Below are 19,030 nucleotides of genomic sequence, written 5' to 3'. Positions count from 1 at the left end.
GCCCCGCAAGGCTTATTCAGCCGGGATTTGCATCGGCGACTGTTGCGGGGTTTCCGCCTCAGCCTTGCGTGCCGCTTCCAGCGCGTCGGCCTCAGCCTTGGCGCGGGCATTGGCCGTCTGTTGCAGCTGCTCCAGCTGGGCCGGGCTCAGCTGTTGCAGGCGCAGCATCATGCGCTGTACCAGTTCACGGCGCATTTCGCCGCGCACTTCGATGGACTCCTGGTCGGAACCGGTGATGTTGTTGCCGTCGTGTAGGTAGACCTTCTGCACTTGCAATTTGTCGTCGAGCAACGACAGGTTGTTATTGCCGCGGATCTCATAGTTCAGCACGTTGGTCAGCTCGTACTCGGCCGAACGACCGGCACCGGCGTAGCTCAGGCTGCGCTGGCTTTGCTGTTCACTGGTCAGCACCAGCTTGTACGGCGCGCCGCTATAGACTTTCACGCCGCTGTTCTCCAGGGTCTGGCGCAGCATCTTCACGGTTTCGCCGTAGGCGTCCCGTGCGCTGAGGTCCAGTTCCTTGATGGCCAGCTCGGTGGTGCCGGTGCCACGCAGCTGGAAGCCGCAGGCGCTCAACAGGACCGCCAGGCCCACTACCAGCAGATTACGTTTGATCATCTTGTTGCTCCCCTTGAAACCCTATGGGTCGACCGTGCGACCCGGCAGGATAAATTCGGCGCCAGACCCGTGGCCTGGCGCCCGATCCAATTAGCTTGCGACGATGTTGACCAGTTTGCCGGGCACGACGATCACTTTGCGGATCGTCAGGCCATCGACGAAGCGCAACACGTTTTCGTTGGCCCGTGCAGCGGCCTCGACTTCTTCGCGAGTGGCCGCAGCTGGCATCTCAATCTGGCCGCGCAGTTTGCCGTTGACCTGGATGACCAGGGTCAGGCTGTCCTGCACCAGCGCGCTTTCGTCCACCACCGGCCAGCCGGCATCGATCACCGGGTCAGCATGGCCCAAGCGATTCCACAGCTCATGGCTGATGTGCGGCGTAATCGGAGCCAGCAGCAGCGTCACGGCTTCGAGGCCTTCGTGAACCAGTGCGCGATCCTGCTCGGTCACCTGGGCAGCTTTTTCCAGGACGTTCATCAGCGTCATCACCTGGGCGATGGCGGTGTTGAATTTGTGGTTCTGGCCCACGTCATGGCTGGCCTGCTTGATTGCCAGGTGGATGGCGCGACGGATGGCTTTCTGTTCGTCGTTCAGGCCTGCGACGTCCAGCTTGCCTGGCAGGCCCTGAGTCACGTGGCCTTGGGCCAGGCGCCAGACGCGCTTGAGGAAGCGGTGCGAGCCCTCGACGCCGGAGTCGGACCATTCGGCGCTCATGTCCGGTGGCGAGGCGAACATCATGAACAGGCGGCAGGTGTCAGCGCCGAACTGGTCGATCATCGATTGTGGATCGACGCCGTTGTTCTTCGACTTGGCCATCTTCTCGGTGCCGCCGATTTCCACCGGCAGGCCGTCTGCGATCAGCTTGGCACTGATGACCTTGGCCTTGCTGTCGCGTTCGAGTTCGACGTCCGCCGGGTTGAACCAGGTATAGGCACCGTTGGCTTCGCGACGATAGTAGGTCTCGGCGATCACCATGCCTTGGGTCAGCAGGTTCTTGAACGGCTCGTTGGAGCTCACCAGGCCTTCGTCGCGCATCAGCTTGTGGAAGAAGCGCGCATAGAGCAGGTGAAGAATGGCGTGTTCGATGCCGCCGATGTACTGGTCCACCGGCAACCAGTGGTCCGCCGCGGACTTTTCTACCAGGCCGCCTTCATAGCGTGGCGAGGCATAACGAGCGTAATACCAGGAGGACTCGACGAAGGTGTCCATGGTGTCGGTTTCACGCTTGGCCGGTGCGCCGCATTTCGGGCAGCTGCACTCATAGAACTCGGGCATGCGCGCCAGGGGCGAACCAGCGCCGTCGGGGATGACGTCTTCCGGCAGGACCACGGGCAGTTGGTCTTCCGGCACCGGGACGTCACCGCACGTATCGCAATGCACGATCGGGATCGGGCAGCCCCAGTAGCGCTGGCGGCTGATGCCCCAATCCCGCAGGCGGAATTGGGTGCGGGAGGCACCGAGGTTCTTCTTGATCAGGGCGACTTCGATGGCATCGAACGCGCCGGCGAAATCCAGGCCGTTGAACTCACCGGAGTTGATCAACTCGCCGTGTTCGCCGTAGGCGTCCTGCCAAGGCGCCGGGGTCTGGTCGCCGGCGCTGGTGCGTACGACGGCCTTGACCGGCAGGTTGTACTTTTGCGCGAACTCGAAATCACGCTCGTCGTGGGCGGGTACTGCCATGACAGCGCCGTCGCCGTAGTGCATCAGGACGTAGTTGGCGACCCATACCGGCAGTTTCTCGCCGGTGAGCGGATGCTCGACGAACAGCGAGGTCGGCAGGCCTTTTTTCTCTTGGGTGGCGACATCGGCTTCGGCGACGCTGCCGCCCTTGCATTCGGCGATGAACGCCTGCAGCTCGGGGTTGTTGCGCGCGGCCAGGGTCGCCAGCGGATGCTCAGCGGCCACGGCGACATACGTGGCGCCCATCAGGGTGTCCGGACGGGTGGTGAAAACCTTCAGGTTGCCGGCTTCGCCAATGGAGGCGACGTCGTACGGAAACTGCACTTCCATGCCCCGGGACTTGCCGATCCAGTTGCGCTGCATGGTCTTGACCTGCTCGGGCCAGCCGGTCAGCTCGTCGAGGCTCTCCAGGAGTTCATCCGCGTAGGCGGTGATCTTGAAGTAGTACATCGGAATCTCGCGCTTCTCGATCAGCGCGCCGGAACGCCAGCCGCGACCGTCGATCACTTGTTCGTTGGCCAGCACGGTCTGGTCCACCGGGTCCCAGTTGACGGTGCCGTTCTTGCGGTAGATCACGCCTTTTTCGAACAGGCGGGTGAACAGCCATTGTTCCCAGCGGTAGTAGTCCGGCTTGCAGGTGGTGACCTCGCGGGACCAATCCACCGCCAGGCCCAGGCTGCGCAGCTGGGTCTTCATGTAGGCGATGTTTTCGTAAGTCCACTTGGCAGGGGCCACATTGTTCTTCATCGCGGCGTTTTCCGCCGGCATGCCGAAGGCATCCCAACCCATCGGTTGCAGGACGTTCTTGCCTTGCATGCGCTGGTAGCGGGAGATCACGTCGCCGATGGTGTAGTTGCGCACGTGCCCCATGTGTAGCTTGCCGCTGGGGTAAGGGAACATCGACAGGCAGTAGTAAGTCTCCTTGCCTGGCTGTTCACTGACTTCAAAGGACTTTTGCTCGTCCCAGAACGACTGGGCGGCGGCTTCGATTTCACGGGGCTGGTAGAGTTCGTGCATGGCTACTTTTGTACTGAATGGGGTGGCCCAATCCTCTTCGTTGCCATGCTGGACGCAGACGACGCCGAATGCGGCGTTTTCGATGCCCAGCGGAGCTGGAAGTGGAGTTACAGGAAGCGCCGTAGCATACATGACCGCGCTCTGCCGAGGGAAACCCTGATTGCGCTCGGACCGGGCCGACCCATGGCGGTGGCGGGCGTTCAGGGCCGTTTGTCGCGGCGTCCTGCCGGTTTGCCCAGCGAAGCTAAGCTTCTCATTGGGGAGTGAGTCTTATCTTCAATGAGGTGAGGGATGGTTGAATCACAGCGAAAAGTAACGACACCTGAGTTGTACGAAAAACTGATCGATCGTCTCGGGGTGGCCCTGGACGCTGCAAGAACCGCCGGTCGCTTGCGTGATGAACGCCCGGCAGAGCTGGAGCTGCGAGGCCTTACCCCCGCGGAGTTCGAGTTGGTCGAGGCTTATCTCGAGCAGGTCGGACATCAGGCCCCCACCAGTGGGGCCCTGGCAGGAAAGCGTACCGATGCGCCCCGTTCGGCCAAGGTTGTATGGCTCAAGGACCGGACGCCGGACAAGGATGCGGTCAAGGTCCGGTCACTGCAGTTCAAGTAACGCCGGATTCGCGCGTGTCACTTTTTTGATTCAAGGCTTTTTCGAATCTGTTGTCGCTTTGCGTCAACCCACTTAGGCTTCGGGCATCTATGGAGATGCCCGATGCCGTTTCGCTATTTCATCAAACAACTATTACTGCCCCCCGGCATTTTGTTGCTGCTGCTGGCGCTTGCCTGGTGGTGGCGCAATTCCCGGCCGCGCCTGGCCCGCCTGTGTTTCGTCGTGGGGCTGGGTGGTTTCTGGCTGATGAGCCTGCCAGTGGTGGTGCAGTGGAGCGCCAAGGCCCTGGAGCGCGAGCCGCCGTTGGCCCGCAGTGAATGGGCGACCCTGGCCCAACGGGCCGATGCCATCGTGGTGCTGGGTTCCGGTCGCGAGCGGGGTGACCCGGCCTGGGGCACCGACCAGCCCACCGGTGTCGGCTTGGAGCGCCAGCGGTACGCGGCGCGATTGGCCAAGGCCTCGGGGTTGCCGGTGCTGACTTCCGGCGGCTTGCACTACGGCACGCCGCCCAGCGAGGCGAGGCTGATGGCTGATTCGATGCAGGATGATTTTGCTGTCAGCGTTCGTTGGCAGGAGGAGCGCAGCCGCACGACGTGGGAAAACGCCCAGATGAGCGCGGAGATACTCCTGCCAGCGGGCATCAAGCGTGTCGTGGTGATCACCCAGGCGTGGCACATGCCGCGGGCGGTCTTGAGCTTCCAGCGAGCGGGATTCGAGGTGGTACCGGCGCCGGTGGGTTTCCTCGGACCAGATAACGCCCGGCCGCTGGGCGGCTGGATGCCGGAGTTCAAGTCGATCTGGCAGTCGGGGCAGTTGTTGAATGAGGCGGTGGGGCTGGTGGGGTATTCGCTGTTCTACCGCTGAAATACGAAAGGACCGGACGTACACCGTCGTGGCGAGGGAGCTTGCTCCCGCTGGGCTGCGCAGCAGACCCAAAAAACAGGGCCGCTACGCGCCCCAGCGGGAGCAAGCTCCCTCGCCACAGAGTGACCAAAAGGCCTTAAACCGTCTTCGACATCCGGCTCGCAATCAACGCCCAGCCCAGCAGCAACACGCACAGGATGATCAGCGGCCACGAGCGCCATTGCAGATAAGGTGTCAGGTCGTGCATCGGCACCACTTCGCCGTAAAGGACGCCGCGCTCGAATTGCGGGATCTGCGCGGTGATCTGGCCGAAGGGGTTGATCAGGCCGGTGACACCATTGTTGGTGGCGCGGATCATCCAGCGACCGGCTTCCAAGGCGCGCATTTGCGCCATTTGCAGGTGCTGCAACGGGCCGATGGACGTGCCGAACCAAGTGTCGTTGCTGATGGTCAGCAGCAGGTCGCTGCGGGCCGAGAGGCTGGCGGCGAATTCCGGGTAGACCACTTCGTAGCAGATGAACGGCGCGATCTGGTAACCCTTGGCCTGCAGCAGCGGCTGGTCGGCTGGGCCTCGGGCGAAGTCGGACATTGGCAGGTCGAAGAAGGCGATCAGGCCGCGCAGGATGTCCTGCAGCGGTACGTACTCACCGAACGGCACGAGTTTTTGCTTCAGGTAAGTACCGTCGCCTTCGCCGGTCACGGTGATGCCGTTGAAGTAGCGTTTCTCGTGGCGCACCAGTTGGCGAATCGGCACGCCGGTGATCAGCGCCGAATGCCGCTCGGCGGCAAAGCTGCCCATCATGTCGATGTAGCCCTGGGCCGACTCCTTGAGCACCGGTACGGCGGTTTCCGGCCAGACCAACAGGTCGACGCGCTTGGAGGCAAAGCTCATGTCGCGGTACAGCGCCAACTGCGCATTGAGCTGTTCCGGGTCCCACTTCATGCTTTGTTCGATGTTGCCCTGGATCGCCGCGACGCTCAGTGGCTCGCCCGAAGGGCTGGTCCAGGCGTGGCCCTTCAATGCCATCCCGGCCACCCAAGGGCCGATCAGCAGGATCACGCCGGCGGCGACAAAACCTTTGCGCCCGTTGCGGATCAGCCGCGGCGCGTTGCAGAGCAGCGCGGCGGTCAGGGCCAGAGTGAAGGAAATCAGCCACATTCCGCCCACTGGCGCGAGGCCGGCCAACGGGCCGTCGAGCTGGCTGTAGCCGGAATAAAGCCATGGAAAACCAGTGAGGAACCAGCCACGAAAGGCTTCCTGGCCCAGCCACAGCGCGGCGAACGCCAAGGCGTCGGCCAGTGGTGCCTCATTACGCCGTAACCAGCGCGCCCACAACCAGGCGGGCAGGGCGAAGAACCAGGCGATGGCGGCGACAAACAACAGCATCAAGAACCCGGCGAGCAACACTGAGGCGCCGCCGAAGTTGTGAATGCTGACGTAGATCCAGCTGGTGCCGGCGCCAAACAGGCCAAATCCGAAACACCAGCCACGGCCCAGGGCCTGGCGCGGCGACAGCTCGCGCAGGCCAGCGTAGAACAAGCCGACCGCGAGCAATGCCAGCGGCCAGACGTTGAATGGCGCCAGGGCCAGGGTGGTGATCGCACCGGCCACCACGGCCAGCAGGTTACCGGGCCAGCCGGGGCGGGTTATCCAGCGCATTTTTGTCCTTAGCGGGGCTCGCGGGGTTATCGGGCAATAGGAGACAGGCGCAGCAGATGAATCCGACGGCTGTCGGCGTTCAAGATGCGGAAGCGCCAGGAGCCGATTTCCGTGGTTTCGTTGCGCTTGGGCAGGTGCCCGAAAGCACTCATCACCAGGCCGCCAACGGTGTCGAACTCATCGTCGGAGAATTCGCTGTCGAAGAACTCGTTGAAGTTCTCGATCGGCGTCAGGGCCTTGATCAGGAAGTCGCCGCTGGGCAATGGCTTGATGTAGCTGTCTTCTTCGACGTCGTGTTCGTCTTCGATGTCGCCGACGATCTGCTCAAGCACGTCTTCGATAGTGACCAGGCCAGCCACGCCGCCGTATTCGTCGATGACGATGGCCATGTGGTTGTGATTGGCACGGAATTCCCGCAGCAACACGTTCAGGCGCTTGGACTCGGGCACGAAGGTGGCCGGGCGCAGCAGGTCCTTGATATTGAAGCTGTCGCCGTTTTCCTGGAGGATCAGCGGCAGCAGGTCCTTGGCCAGCAGCACGCCCATGACGTCGTCATGGCTCTCGCCGACCACCGGATAGCGCGAGTGAGCGGAGTCCACCACGGCGGGCAGGAATTCGCGAGGGGTCTGGGTCGCCTTGATGCTGACCATCTGCGAGCGCGGGACCATGATGTCCCGCACTTGCAGGTCCGCGACCTGGATGGCGCCTTCGACGATGGCCAGCGCTTCGCTGTCCAGCAGTTTGTTCTGGTGTGCATCGCGCAGCAGCTCCAGCAGCTCCTGGCGGTTTTTCGGCTCATGGGCAAAAGCCTGGGTGAGCTTGCCCAGCCATGACTTCTGCCCGTTGCTCGATCGATCTTCGCTCATAGCGATTACTCTGAATCCTTTGTCGTTACAGGTTGATGTATCAGTGTTCGTCGCCGGCGTAGGGATCGGGGTGACCCAGCTCTGCAAGCAACGTTCGTTCCAGTGCTTCCATTTCCTCGGCTTCGTCATCTTCTATATGGTCGTAACCCAATAGATGCAAGCAGCCGTGAATGACCAGATGGGCCCAATGGGCTTCGGGCGCCTTGTTTTGTTCAGCCGCCTCGCGCTCCACCACCGGGACACAGATCACCAGGTCGCCCAGCAGGGGGATGTCGAGCAATTCATCGGGCACGTCGGCAGGAAACGACAATACGTTGGTGGCGTAGTCCTTCTGCCGCCAGGTGTGGTTCAGTTCGCGGCCTTCGGGCTCGTCCACCAGGCGGATCGTCAGCTCCGAGTCGGCGCTGCGCTGGCGCAGGGCCAGTTCGCACCATTGGCGGAACTGGGCTTCGCTGGGGGCGGCGTTTTCGCAGGCCACTTGCAGGTCGAGTTCAAGCATTGTGGCGATTGCCTTTGCCTTCGGGCGCGTCTTCGTCCGCACGATTCTCGAAGCGCTCGTAGGCCTCGACGATGCGCTGCACCAACGGGTGGCGCACCACGTCCTTGGGCATGAAGTGCGTGAAGCTGATGCCCGGCACGTCCTTGAGGACCTGGATCACATGGTTCAGCCCGGACTTGGTGCCGCGAGGCAAATCGACCTGGGTGATGTCGCCGGTGATGACGGCGGTGGAGCCGAAACCGATCCGAGTCAGGAACATTTTCATCTGCTCGACGGTGGTGTTCTGGCTTTCGTCGAGGATGATGAAGCTGTTGTTCAGCGTCCGGCCACGCATGTAGGCCAGCGGTGCGACCTCGATGACCTGGCGCTCGATCAGTTTGGCGACGTATTCGAAGCCGAGCATTTCGTACAGCGCGTCATAGAGCGGGCGCAGGTATGGGTCGATCTTCTGGGCCAGGTCGCCGGGCAGGAAGCCGAGTTTTTCACCCGCTTCGACCGCCGGACGCACCAGCAGGATGCGGCGCACCTGTTCGCGCTCCAGCGCATCGACCGCACAGGCCACGGCCAGGTAGGTCTTGCCGGTACCGGCCGGGCCGATGCCGAAGTTGATGTCGTTGCCGAGGATTTCCTTCACGTAGCGCTGCTGATTCAAGCCGCGAGGGCGAATCATGCCTTTTTTGGTACGCAGGGCCACGGCCGGTTCCGACGGCGCCGGGTTGTCGAGTTCTTCGACAGCCGATTCCTGCAGGAACAGATGGACGGTGTCCGGCGACAGCTCGCTCCCCTTGGTTTCCCGGTAGAGGCGGCGCAGGAGGTTTTCCGCGGAGGTGGTGTGCTTGGGTTCGCCGATCAATTCGAACTGGTTTCCGCGGTTGCGGATCTCGATGGCCAGGCGCTGTTCGATCAAGCGCAAGTGCTCGTCGAATTGCCCGCACAGATTGGCGAAGCGGCGAGCCTCAAAGGGCTCGAGAATAAAGCGATGTGGTTCGATGGGTGCGTTCAAGGTCGTTTTTAGCCGCCCAGGGGCAATTGAGATGAAACCAAGGATAACGCCAGTAGGCTGGGTGCGAAAGGTCTTAAACAGGCGAATCTGGTTCCGGCGACCGGCGCGGTCTTTTGTGGGAGCGGGCTTGCTCGCGAAAACGGTCTTGTATTCAGCGCATGTGTCGGCTGATAGACCGCCTTCGCGAGCAAGCCCGCTCCCACAGGGGGATTGTGTCGTTACTGGATCAACGAACCGCGCAGCGAGTGCGGTTGCGCGGCGTCGATGTGCACGTCGGCGAACTGGCCGATCAAGGCCGGGGTGTCGCAACGGAAATTGACGATGCGGTTGTTTTCGGTGCGACCTTGCAGTTCGCCCGGGTCTTTTTTCGAGTAATCGGTCACCAGGATCCGCTGGACGGAACCGACCATTTGTCGGCTGATCTCGAAACCTTGCTGATTCAAACGGTGCTGCAAGGCGTTGAGCCGTTCTTTTTTCACTTCTTCCGGTGTTTCGTCCGCCAGGTCGGCCGCCGGAGTCCCGGGGCGTTGGCTGTAGACGAAGGAATAGGAAAAGTCGAAGCCGACGTCTTCGATCAGCTTCATGGTCTGCTGGAAATCTTTCTCGGTTTCGCCGGGAAAACCGACGATAAAGTCCGAACTGATGCAAATACCTGGCACCGCTGCCCGCAGCTTGCGCAGTTTGGATTTGTATTCCAGGGCCGTGTGGTTGCGCTTCATGGCCGCGAGGATCCGGTCGGAACCCGATTGCACCGGCAGGTGCAGGTGCTTGACCAACTGGGGGACTTCGGCGTGGGCCTGGATCAGGCTGTCGGAGAACTCCAGGGGGTGCGAGGTGGTGTAGCGGATGCGGTCGATGCCATCGACTGCCGCCACCACACGGATCAGTTCGGCCAGGTCCGCCAGGCGCCCGTCATGGGTCAGGCCGCGATAACCGTTGACGTTCTGCCCCAGCAGGGTCACTTCGCGCACGCCGTTTTCCGCCAGGTGGATGATCTCGGCGAGCACATCGTCGAACGGCCGGCTGACTTCTTCGCCGCGGGTGTAGGGCACCACGCAGAACGTGCAGTACTTGCTGCAGCCTTCCATCACCGACACGTAGGCGCTCGGGCCGTCGATGCGCGGCTCGGGCAGGTGGTCGAATTTCTCGATTTCCGGGAACGAAACGTCCACCTGCGGCAACTTGGTCATGCGCGCCGCGTCGATCATCTCCGGCAGGCGGTGCAAGGTCTGCGGGCCGAAGACCACATCCACGTAGGGCGCGCGATCACGAATGGCGGCGCCTTCCTGGCTGGCCACGCAACCGCCCACGGCGATGACCATTTCCGGGTTGGCCAGTTTCAGTTCGCGCCAGCGGCCCAGTTGCGAGTACACCCGGTCCTGGGCGCGCTCGCGGATCGAGCAGGTGTTGAGCAGGATCACGTCGGCGTCTTCAGCGCGAGCGGTGACTTCCAGGGCCTGGTGTTCACCCAGCAGGTCGACCATGCGCGAGCTGTCGTACTCGTTCATCTGGCAACCGTGGGTTTCGATGTAAAGCTTCTTGGCCATGGACGGGATCATCACGTGATTCAAAGAACCGCGCATTATAGGGAACAAGTCCCCCGGTTCCTACCGCTGTGCGAGCAGTGGCTATGCTATAGTTCGCGCCCTCATTTTTACCCGCCGATGTGTTTCGCCAGCCATGACCAAACGTGAAGCTCCAATCTACAAGGTGATTTTCCTCAACCAGGGCCAGGTATTCGAAATGTATGCCAAGCAGATCTATCAGAGTGATCTGTGGGGTTTCCTGGAAGTGGAAGAGTTCGTCTTTGGCGAGCGCACACAAGTGGTCGTCGACCCGAGCGAAGAAAAGCTCAAGGCGCAGTTCGAAGGCGTGGTGCGCAGCTTCGTGCCGATGCACTCGATCGTGCGAATCGACGAAGTCGAGCGCCTGGGCACTCCGAAAATCAGCGAAGCCCGCGGCGCGGTCGGCAATGTGATGCCGTTTCCGATGCCGATGCCTGAGAAGTAGCCCCTGTGGCGAGGGAGCTTGCTCCCGCTGGAGTGCGAAGCGCTCCCAAAAATCTTGGGGCCGCTGCGCAGCCCAGCGGGAGCAAGCTCCCTCGCCACAATAGTTTTCGGGTGGGCCGGATTCAGGGCAGCGGCGAAAAAGGCGTGCGCCCGTCGGCGTTCTGCAATTCCATCAAGTATTTGCGAAAGATCTGCCCTAGCACCTGGGTGGCGACTTCCAGTTCGTCACGGGGCATTTGCTCGGCGACTTCGTCGGCGGTGTCCAGGGCCTCTTCGGCGCCGTTGACCGCCGCCATCTTCAACACGATGTAGGCCTGGACGTTATTGGCGGGTACACCTTCGCCATGAAAGAACATGCCACCGAGCTTGAACTGCGCTTGGGCATGGCCTTGTAGCGAGGCTTTTTCGAAATAGCTGAGGGCCAGCTTGAGGTCGCGCGGCGCAGCCTTGCCTTCGTAGTAGAACTCACCCAACTCGTATTGCGCTTGTGCATCACCCGCGTCCGCCGCTTTTTGACAGGCGTCGAGTGCCGGTGCGAGATCTTGTGGCTGGGTATTGAGCGTGCAACGGCCCAGCGCCGGGATCAACAACGAGTTGCCGCCTGCCTGGGCATTCGCCAGCAGGGGCTGAAGGAGCAACAGGCAGCCCAAGGCAAGGGTGCGGCCGGTGCGGTTCATGGGAATCGACTTACCTCTGAGGGGCGCGCGGACCCTCCGGGGGATCCAATAAGCGCGCATTATGAAATAAGCGGGGCCATCCTTACAAAGTCTTTACTCGTTTTTCTGCTGCGGGGGAACGCCAGCAACCGCTTCACGGATAAATACGTAGGAAAAGGGCGGACGGTTGTCAGTAATAACTGACGCCGGTGTCAGCCAGCGTCAGTTATCCACAAGCTTACTTCAGGGCAGCGAAGGCGCGCTCGGCCGCATCGAGGGTGATTTTCAGCTCGGCCTCACCATGGGCGATAGAGGTGAACCCGGCTTCGAATGCGCTCGGTGCCAGGTAAACGCCACCGTCGAGCATCAGATGGAAGAAGCGCTTGAAGCGATCGGCGTCGCTGGCCATTACGTCTTCGAAGGTCACGATGTCATCGGCGCCACTGAAATACAGGCCGAACATGCCACCGGCCTGGGTGGTCACGAAGGGAATGCCGGCCGCGTCGGCACGGACCTGCAAGCCATCGAGCAGGCGGGTGGTGTAGTCGGTCAGCTCGGCATGGAAGCCCGGGCGGCTGATCAGGCGCAGGGTGGTCAGGCCGGCGGCCATGGCCAGCGGATTACCCGACAGCGTGCCGGCCTGGTAGACCGGGCCCAGCGGCGCGATGCACTCCATGATGGCGCGCTTGCCGCCGAAGCAGCCGACCGGCATGCCGCCGCCGATGATCTTGCCGAAGGTGCTCAAGTCCGGTGTTACGCCGTAGTGGGCCTGGGCGCCACCAAGGGCTACGCGGAAACCGGTCATCACTTCGTCGAAAATCAACACCACGCCATGTTGGTCGCACAGGCTGCGCAGGCCTTCGAGAAAGCCCGGCGCCGGAGGCACGCAGTTCATGTTGCCAGCCACCGGCTCAACGATGATGCACGCCACTTCCTGACCGACTTCGCCGAGCAGCTTCTCGACTTCTTCAAGATCGTTGAACGGCAGGGTCAGGGTGTGTTTGGCGAACGCTGCCGGTACACCGGCCGAACTCGGCACACCTTGGGTCAGGGCGCCAGAGCCGGCCTTGACCAGCAGGCTGTCGGAGTGGCCGTGGTAGCAGCCTTCGAACTTGATGATGCTGTCGCGACCGGTGAAGCCTCGCGCCAGGCGGATCGCGCTCATGGTCGCCTCGGTGCCGGAACTGACCATGCGCACCATTTCCATCGACGGCACGATCGAGCAGACGAGGTCAGCCATTTCGGTTTCCATGGCGGTCGGGGCGCCGTAGGACAGACCGTGTTGCAGTTGATTGCGCACCGCATCCAATACGTCGGGATGGCTGTGGCCGAGGATCATCGGACCCCACGAGCCCACGTAGTCCACATAGCGCTTGTCGTCTTCATCGGTGACGTAGGCGCCTTCGGCGTGCTTGAAGAACAGCGGGGTGCCGCCGACGCTCTTGAATGCACGAACGGGCGAGTTCACGCCGCCGGGGATGTGTTTCTGGGCGTTGGCAAACAGGGTTTCGGAACGGGACATGGTTGGGCTCTCGAAAACGGAAAAAGTCTATTTGATCTGCAACAGGGCGTTGAAGGCGCGAGCGCGGCGCGTCACTTCCCCCGTGCTGTCGGCGCCGAACAGGCCGTGGACCACGGCCAGCAGGTCGACACCGTGGGCCACCAGCGGGGCGGCGTTGTCCAGGGTGATACCGCCGATGGCGCAAACCGGCACATGCAGTTTGATATGGGCCTGTTCCAGCAGTTCAAGGTTTGCGCTGGGCGCGCCGGGCTTGGTGTTTGAAGTGAAGAAGCGCCCGAACGCGACGTAGCTGGCCCCTTCGGCGGCGGCCTGCTCGGCCAATTCCAGGCTGGCGTGGCAGGTGGAACCGATGATCGCCTGGCGCCCGAGCAGGGCACGCACCGGCGCCAACGGTCCATCGGTCTGGCCCAGGTGAACGCCGACGCCCAGGCGTGCGGCCAATTCGGCATCGTCGTTGATGATCAACTGGGTCTTGTAGCGCTCGCACAGGTTGCGCAGCGCTTCGGCTTCGCGCAGACGCCGGGCCTCGTCGCTGCTTTTATCGCGGTACTGCAACAGGGTCACGCCACCTTCCAGCGCGGCTTCTACATATGCGAGGAACTTGCCGGCCAGCAGTTGGCTATCGGTGATGGCGTAAAGGCCACGTAATTTCATTCCACAGGCCTCCGGTGCTACGAGCAGAAATCCAGCGGCAGGCGACGCGGTACGAACTGGCCTTGGCCCAGTTGTTCGGCGTCGCGCAGGGTGCGCCAGGTGTAATCCAGTGCCGTCTTGACGGCGCTGGCGAGCTGTTCGCCCTGGGCCAGCCGCCCGGCGAGGGCGCTGGCGAGGGTGCAGCCGGAACCGTGGTAGCTGCCGGGCAGGCGTTGGCAGGTAAACGTTTCGCGGCGGCCGTCGCGGCTGTACAGGCGATTATGGACTTCATGTTCGTCGCCGTGGCCACCGGTGATCAACAGGTGCTTGACGAAGGGCAGCAATTTTTCGGCGCACTCATCGGCGCTGCCCTCGGGCAGTTCGGCAAGAATGCGCGCTTCAGGCAGGTTGGGGGTGGCGATGATGGCCAGGGGCAAGAGGCGTTCGCGCATGGCGTAGCCGACTTCATCCTTGCCCAGTCGCCCGCCGCCACCGGCGCGCAGCACTGGGTCGCAGACCATGGGCAGGTGCGGGTGCGCCTGGAGCAGTTCGACGACGGTGTCGACCATTTCCAGCGAGCCGAGCATCCCCAGCTTGACCGCCGCGACCTGCGAATCGTTGAGCACGGCGTTGGCTTGCGCCAGGACCCACTCCCGATCGAGTACGCGGAAATCACTGACATTGACCGTGTCCTGCACGGTCAATGCGGTCACCGCAGGGGCGGCATGACAGCCCTGGGCGAGCAGGGCTTCGATATCTGCCTGCAAGCCGGCGCCACCACTGGGATCGTGGCCGGAGAGACAGAGGACAACGGGGCGAGAGCTGTAGATATTCATGGTGCGCGAGCTTACCACCAAACCTGTTTTATCGGTGCTCGGACGCTGAGGGTTTTGTACTGAGTGGCTTGCTGGTGAGTGCTTTTGTGGCGAGGGAGCTTGCTCCCGCTGGGCTTCAAAGCGGCCCCGGTTTTTGGGAGCGCTTCGCACTCCAGCGGGAGCAAGCTCCCTCGCCACAATGACCCGCGAGTCGCCGACCTGACCAATGGAACAGCTCTATCTCAATGGTTTGCTCTGAAACGCCCGTTCTAGAGCCTTCTGTAGGAAAAATTTCAATGGTGCAATTTGGCCATCAGCGGCTATGCTAGACATGGATCCAACCAATAACAGGTAATGCCGGTTTTACGTCTACTCAGGGAATGGGGGGCTTCCTGACTCAACCGGACAGGCCACGCTGGGGCTTAAATGCGCTATTTGCTGATGTTGCTGCTGTGCTTGTCCCCTCTGGCAAGTGCCCTCGAATTTGATGAGTTCACCCAAAGCCTGCCCTTGGGCCATGCCCTGCAAGTGCTGGAAGATGCGAACGGCACGGCCACCATCGACGATGTGCTGGCTCAGGCCTCGGCGGGCGCTTTCAAGCCCCACGACAAAGCTACGCTGAATGCCGGTTATTCGCGGTCAGTGTTCTGGCTGAAAATCGACCTGCACTACCGCCCCGGCAATCCGGATGCCCAGCGCACCTGGCTGCTGGAACTGGCGTATCCGCCACTCGACCATCTCGACCTGTACCTGCCCGATGCCGGGGGCGCGTATCGCCTGGTTCGCCAGACCGGCGATGCGCTGCCGTTCGCCAGCCGCGAGATTCGCCAGAACAATTACCTGTTCAGCCTGGCTTTCAAGCCCGAGCAGCAACAGACCCTGTACCTGCGCCTGCAAAGCCAGGGTTCGATCCAGGCACCGTTGACGCTGTGGTCGAGCACCGCGTACCTCGAACAACAGCCGTTGCGCCTGTATGTGCTGGGGATCATCTACGGCGTGTTGCTGGGCATGCTGGTCTATAACCTGTTCATCTACCTGAGCGTGCGGGACACCAGCTACCTTTACTACATCGTCTATATCGCCTCGTTCGGCCTGTACCAGTTATCGGTCAACGGCGCGGCCGTGGAATATTTCTGGCCGGACAACCCCTGGTGGGCCAACGCCGCGACCCCGTTCTTCATCGGTTGCGCGGGCCTGTTTGGCAGCCAGTTCGCCCGCAGCTTCCTGCAAACGGCCCAGCATAGCCGCTGGCTGGATCGCCTGTTGCTGGCGTTGATCGCCTATAGCGCCGTGGTGGTCGGGCTGTCGCTGATGACCAGCTATGCCCTGGCGCTGCGCCTGGCGACGCTGCTGGCGCTGGTGTTCACGGTGGTGATTTTTACCGCCGGGCTGTTTGCCTGGTGGCGTGGCTTGCGGGTAGCGCGTTATTTCATCATTGCCTGGTCGGCGTTTCTGTTGGGGGGCATCGTCAACACGCTGATGGTGCTCGGTTATCTGCCGAACGTATTCCTGACCATGTACGCCAGCCAGATCGGCTCGGCCATCGAGGTGGCGCTGTTGTCCCTGGCACTGGCCGACCGCATCAATGCCATGCGCGAGCAGCAGGCCCAGACCTTGTTCGATGCCGGACAGACACTGGAAGTGCTCAACCAGCAACTGGCCCAAGGCAACAAGCTGAAGGACGAATTCCTCGCCACCCTGACCCACGAACTGCGCACGCCAATGAATGGCGTGATCGGTTCGTTGGAGCTGATGGAAACCGTCGAGATGGACGACGAACTGACCCAGTACCAGCAGACCGCTGCCGGTTCGGCGCGGGACATGATGCGCATGGTCAACGGCATGCTGACCCTCACCGAATTGCAGGCGGGCAAGCTCAAGGTCCACCCGGCACCGTTCAGCCTGCGCGGGGTGATCGATGCCCTGCAGATGCAGTTCGGTGCCAACGCTGCGGCGAAGGGCCTGGATTTCAAAGTGGATGTGGCCCCGGGCTTGGCGGACCGGTTGCTGGGCGACAGCGGCAAACTGGCCCAGTGCCTGGAGTGCCTGCTGGACAACGCCATCAAGTTCACCCGCGTGGGCGGCCTGGCGCTGCGGGTCAGCGCAAAGCCGACGGAGCTGGATCGGCTGGCGCTGTCTTTCGCGGTGATCGACACCGGTATCGGCTTCACCGACCTTGGGGAGGCGACCCTGTACCAGCGTTTCTTCCAGCTCGACGGCTCGATGACCCGCGAGTACGGCGGCCTTGGGGTCGGCCTGGCGATCTGCCGACAACTGGTGGAGCTGTTGGGCGGGCGTCTGACCCATACCTCCGAGCCCGGTCGCGGCAGCCGTTTCCAACTGGATGTCGAATTCGACGTTGCCTTGCCGGCGGCCGTGCCCACGACGTTTTCCTTCGGCAGCCGCCAAGACTCGCGCCTGCCCGAGGATTGCACGGTGCTGCTAGTCGATGACAACAGCGTCGATCAGTTGGTCATGCGCGGCATGTTGCTCAAGCTCGGCTACCGAGTGCGCAGCGCTGACAGCGTCCGCGCGGCCTTGGAGCTGTTGCATTGCGAGAGCGTCGACGCGGTGCTGCTCGATTGTCAGTCGGCGCCGTTGGACGGTGTCTCGGTCTGCTGCCAAATCCGCGCGCTGCCCGGCTGCGAAGACCTGCCGGTGCTGGTGGTGAGTCCGAACCTGGGGCAGGAATGCTGCCCGTCGGGCGCCTTGGTCGATTACCTGAGCAAACCGGTGAAATTCGAAGCATTGCAGGTGATGCTCCAGCGGCGGGTGCTGTGTCCGAAACAGGGTGAAAGCGCCGATATTTAGGCGTATATGACACTTTGTTCGGCCTGGAGGCGATGCTTAACTGAATCCCTGCTGGCCGATCGAGGAGCCCCGTCATGAACCTGCACCAGTTCGCTGAAACCCACGACGTCACCAATCAGCCGCCCCCCCTGGATGGCGCCAACCTGTACCGAATCGACCTGCCCCTGCAACAATGGTCGCAGCGTTTCGGTGCAGGCTGGGCGCAGGCGCGGATCGATGCGTATGGCGCGCTGGCCGGCGGGCCGCTGATGGAAGCGGGGTTCCTGGCCAACCAGAACAAGCCGGTATTTTCCAGCCATGACCGCTACGGCCATCGCATCGACCTGGTGGAATTCCATCCCGCTTATCACCAGTTGATGCGTGCCGCTGTCGAGCACGGCTTGCCCAGTTTGCCTTGGGCTCATCCCCAACCGGGGGCGCACGTTGCCCGAGCGTCCATGACGTACCTGCACAGCCAGGCGGAGGCCGGCACCGGTTGCCCGCTGACCATGACCTTCGCCAGCGTGCCAGCCCTGCGCTTGCAGCCTGACCTGGCCGAGCGCTGGCTGCCGAAGGTGTTGGCCACCGAGTACGATCCGCGCAATGTCGGCATGGCCCACAAGGCCGGGGTCACCCTGGGCATGGCAATGACCGAGAAACAGGGCGGCACCGATGTGCGGGCCAACACCACCAAGGCTTTCCCGGTGGGCGCCAGCGGTCCGGGCCAGGCCTATGAACTGGTGGGCCACAAGTGGTTCTGTTCGGCGCCGATGTGCGACGCCTTCCTCACGCTGGCCCAGACCGACAAGGGCCTGACCTGTTTCCTGCTGCCGCGCCACCGCCCCGACGACACGCGCAACCAGTTCTACATCCAGCGGCTGAAAAACAAGCTGGGCAACTGCTCCAATGCCTCCAGCGAAGTCGAGTTCCGCGGCGCACTGGCCTGGATGATCGGCGAAGAGGGGCGCGGTGTGCCGACGATCATCGAGATGGTCGCCATGACCCGCTTCGATTGCATGGTCGGCTCCAGCGCTCTGATGCGCCAGGCGCTGACCCAGGCCAGTCACCACTGTGCGCACCGCAAGGTCGGCGGCAAGCTGTTGAGTGAGCAACCGCTGATGCAGAACGTTTTGGCCGACCTGGCGCTGGAAAGCGAATCCGCGCTGGCCTTGAGCCTGCGCATGGGCCGGGCGTTGGATCACTTGAGCGACGAGCACGAGGCCAAGTTCGCCCGGCTGGTGACGGCGGTCGGCAAATACTGGATCTGCAAGCGCGCCCCCGCGATGATCAACGAAGCCGCCGAATGCATGGGCGGTGCGGGCTACGTCGAGGACAGCATCTTGCCCCGTTTGTATCGCGAAGCGCCGGTCAATTCGACGTGGGAAGGCTCGGGCAACGTGCAATGCCTGGATGTGCTGCGGGCGTTGTCCAAGGAGCCCGGCGTCCTGGAAGTGCTGTTCAGCGAACTGGGCGATGGCCACGGCGACAAGCGCCTGGCCAGCCACATCGACCGGTTGCAGGCAGCGTTCAAGGACACCGACGACATCCAGTACCGCGCCCGGCAATTGACCGAAGACATTGCGCTGGCCTTGCAGGCCAAGCTGTTGCTCGAAGCGGGCAACAGCGATGTCAGCGATGCCTTTATCGCCAGCCGCCTTGGCTCGGCTGGTCGGGCCTACGGCGCCTTGCCCCGGGGCCTGAATGTCGAGGCGATCGTGGCGCGCTCTACCCCCCACGGATTCTAGGCAGGCTACGGCCAACACAGAATCCTGTGGGAGCGGGCTTG

General features: G+C 62.5%; 16 protein-coding genes. 5 read left to right on the top strand and 11 right to left on the bottom strand.

Going from position 1 to position 19,030, the window contains the following annotated elements; all coding sequences use genetic code 11:
- Nucleotides 1–12 precede the first annotated feature (12 nt).
- Together lptE and leuS are read right to left on the bottom strand one after the other, a co-directional pair.
- Complete coding sequence (gene lptE, locus PFLQ2_RS04275) at nt 13–618, bottom strand: LPS assembly lipoprotein LptE (RefSeq protein WP_003185759.1); 606 nt, start codon at nt 616–618, stop codon at nt 13–15.
- A gap of 90 nt (nt 619–708) precedes the next feature.
- Nucleotides 709–3,315: a leucine--tRNA ligase gene (leuS, locus tag PFLQ2_RS04280; protein WP_003185758.1), complete on the bottom strand. Its 2,607-nt coding sequence runs from the start codon at nt 3,313–3,315 to the stop codon at nt 709–711.
- A gap of 291 nt (nt 3,316–3,606) precedes the next feature.
- On the opposite strand from leuS, the gene PFLQ2_RS04285 reads away from it, so the two are divergent.
- Together PFLQ2_RS04285 and PFLQ2_RS04290 are read left to right on the top strand one after the other, a co-directional pair.
- The gene (locus PFLQ2_RS04285; protein ID WP_003185756.1) at nt 3,607–3,927 is read left to right on the top strand and encodes a hypothetical protein; all 321 of its coding nucleotides are present in this window, start codon (nt 3,607–3,609) and stop codon (nt 3,925–3,927) included.
- A gap of 102 nt (nt 3,928–4,029) precedes the next feature.
- The gene (locus PFLQ2_RS04290; RefSeq protein ID WP_003185755.1) at nt 4,030–4,791 is read left to right on the top strand and encodes a YdcF family protein; all 762 of its coding nucleotides are present in this window, start codon (nt 4,030–4,032) and stop codon (nt 4,789–4,791) included.
- 136 nt (nt 4,792–4,927) lie between these two features.
- Here the strand turns inward: PFLQ2_RS04290 and lnt are convergent, their stop codons facing one another.
- The 5 genes from lnt to miaB form a co-directional block, all read right to left on the bottom strand.
- Nucleotides 4,928–6,451: an apolipoprotein N-acyltransferase gene (gene lnt / locus PFLQ2_RS04295; protein WP_003185753.1), complete on the bottom strand. Its 1,524-nt coding sequence runs from the start codon at nt 6,449–6,451 to the stop codon at nt 4,928–4,930.
- A 26-nt stretch (nt 6,452–6,477) separates the two neighbouring features.
- On the bottom strand, nt 6,478–7,317 hold the full coding sequence (locus PFLQ2_RS04300; RefSeq protein WP_003185751.1) for an HlyC/CorC family transporter: 840 nt from the start codon (nt 7,315–7,317) through the stop codon (nt 6,478–6,480).
- 40 nt (nt 7,318–7,357) lie between these two features.
- Nucleotides 7,358–7,816, bottom strand: coding sequence for an rRNA maturation RNase YbeY (gene ybeY / locus PFLQ2_RS04305; RefSeq protein WP_003185749.1), 459 nt, complete (start codon nt 7,814–7,816; stop codon nt 7,358–7,360).
- Nucleotides 7,809–8,819: a PhoH family protein gene (locus tag PFLQ2_RS04310; RefSeq protein ID WP_003185746.1), complete on the bottom strand. Its 1,011-nt coding sequence runs from the start codon at nt 8,817–8,819 to the stop codon at nt 7,809–7,811. Before PFLQ2_RS04310 ends, ybeY begins: the two co-directional genes overlap by 8 nt.
- Before the next feature lie 218 nt (nt 8,820–9,037).
- Complete coding sequence (gene miaB / locus PFLQ2_RS04315; RefSeq protein WP_003185744.1) at nt 9,038–10,366, bottom strand: tRNA (N6-isopentenyl adenosine(37)-C2)-methylthiotransferase MiaB; 1,329 nt, start codon at nt 10,364–10,366, stop codon at nt 9,038–9,040.
- Nucleotides 10,367–10,499: 133 nt separating this feature from the next.
- Between miaB and PFLQ2_RS04320 the strand changes: the two genes are divergently transcribed.
- The gene (locus PFLQ2_RS04320) at nt 10,500–10,829 is read left to right on the top strand and encodes a DUF1820 family protein (protein ID WP_003185742.1); all 330 of its coding nucleotides are present in this window, start codon (nt 10,500–10,502) and stop codon (nt 10,827–10,829) included.
- A 121-nt stretch (nt 10,830–10,950) separates the two neighbouring features.
- Here PFLQ2_RS04320 and PFLQ2_RS04325 read toward each other — a convergent pair whose 3' ends face one another.
- The 4 genes from PFLQ2_RS04325 to PFLQ2_RS04340 form a co-directional block, all read right to left on the bottom strand.
- Nucleotides 10,951–11,505 carry a tetratricopeptide repeat protein gene (locus tag PFLQ2_RS04325; protein ID WP_003185735.1) on the bottom strand — a complete coding sequence of 185 codons (555 nt, stop codon included), beginning with the start codon at nt 11,503–11,505 and terminating at the stop codon, nt 10,951–10,953.
- 217 nt (nt 11,506–11,722) lie between these two features.
- The gene (gene hemL / locus PFLQ2_RS04330) at nt 11,723–13,006 is read right to left on the bottom strand and encodes a glutamate-1-semialdehyde 2,1-aminomutase (RefSeq protein WP_003185734.1); all 1,284 of its coding nucleotides are present in this window, start codon (nt 13,004–13,006) and stop codon (nt 11,723–11,725) included.
- Between the two features lie 27 nt (nt 13,007–13,033).
- Nucleotides 13,034–13,660, bottom strand: coding sequence for a thiamine phosphate synthase (thiE, locus tag PFLQ2_RS04335; protein WP_003185732.1), 627 nt, complete (start codon nt 13,658–13,660; stop codon nt 13,034–13,036).
- A gap of 17 nt (nt 13,661–13,677) precedes the next feature.
- Nucleotides 13,678–14,475 carry a hydroxymethylpyrimidine/phosphomethylpyrimidine kinase gene (locus PFLQ2_RS04340; protein WP_003185731.1) on the bottom strand — a complete coding sequence of 266 codons (798 nt, stop codon included), beginning with the start codon at nt 14,473–14,475 and terminating at the stop codon, nt 13,678–13,680.
- Between the two features lie 405 nt (nt 14,476–14,880).
- On the opposite strand from PFLQ2_RS04340, the gene PFLQ2_RS04345 reads away from it, so the two are divergent.
- Both PFLQ2_RS04345 and PFLQ2_RS04350 read left to right on the top strand, forming a co-directional pair.
- Nucleotides 14,881–17,265 (top strand): hybrid sensor histidine kinase/response regulator, encoded by a 2,385-nt coding sequence (locus PFLQ2_RS04345; protein ID WP_003185729.1) that lies wholly within the window; start codon nt 14,881–14,883, stop codon nt 17,263–17,265.
- 74 nt (nt 17,266–17,339) lie between these two features.
- Nucleotides 17,340–18,989 carry an acyl-CoA dehydrogenase family protein gene (locus PFLQ2_RS04350; protein WP_003185728.1) on the top strand — a complete coding sequence of 550 codons (1,650 nt, stop codon included), beginning with the start codon at nt 17,340–17,342 and terminating at the stop codon, nt 18,987–18,989.
- Nucleotides 18,990–19,030: the final 41 nt, after the last annotated feature.

Origin of the sequence: Pseudomonas fluorescens Q2-87, from assembly GCF_000281895.1 — a bacterium.
Taxonomy (GTDB): domain Bacteria; phylum Pseudomonadota; class Gammaproteobacteria; order Pseudomonadales; family Pseudomonadaceae; genus Aquipseudomonas; species Aquipseudomonas fluorescens_S.
This window is presented reverse-complemented; position numbering and strand designations above follow the sequence as displayed.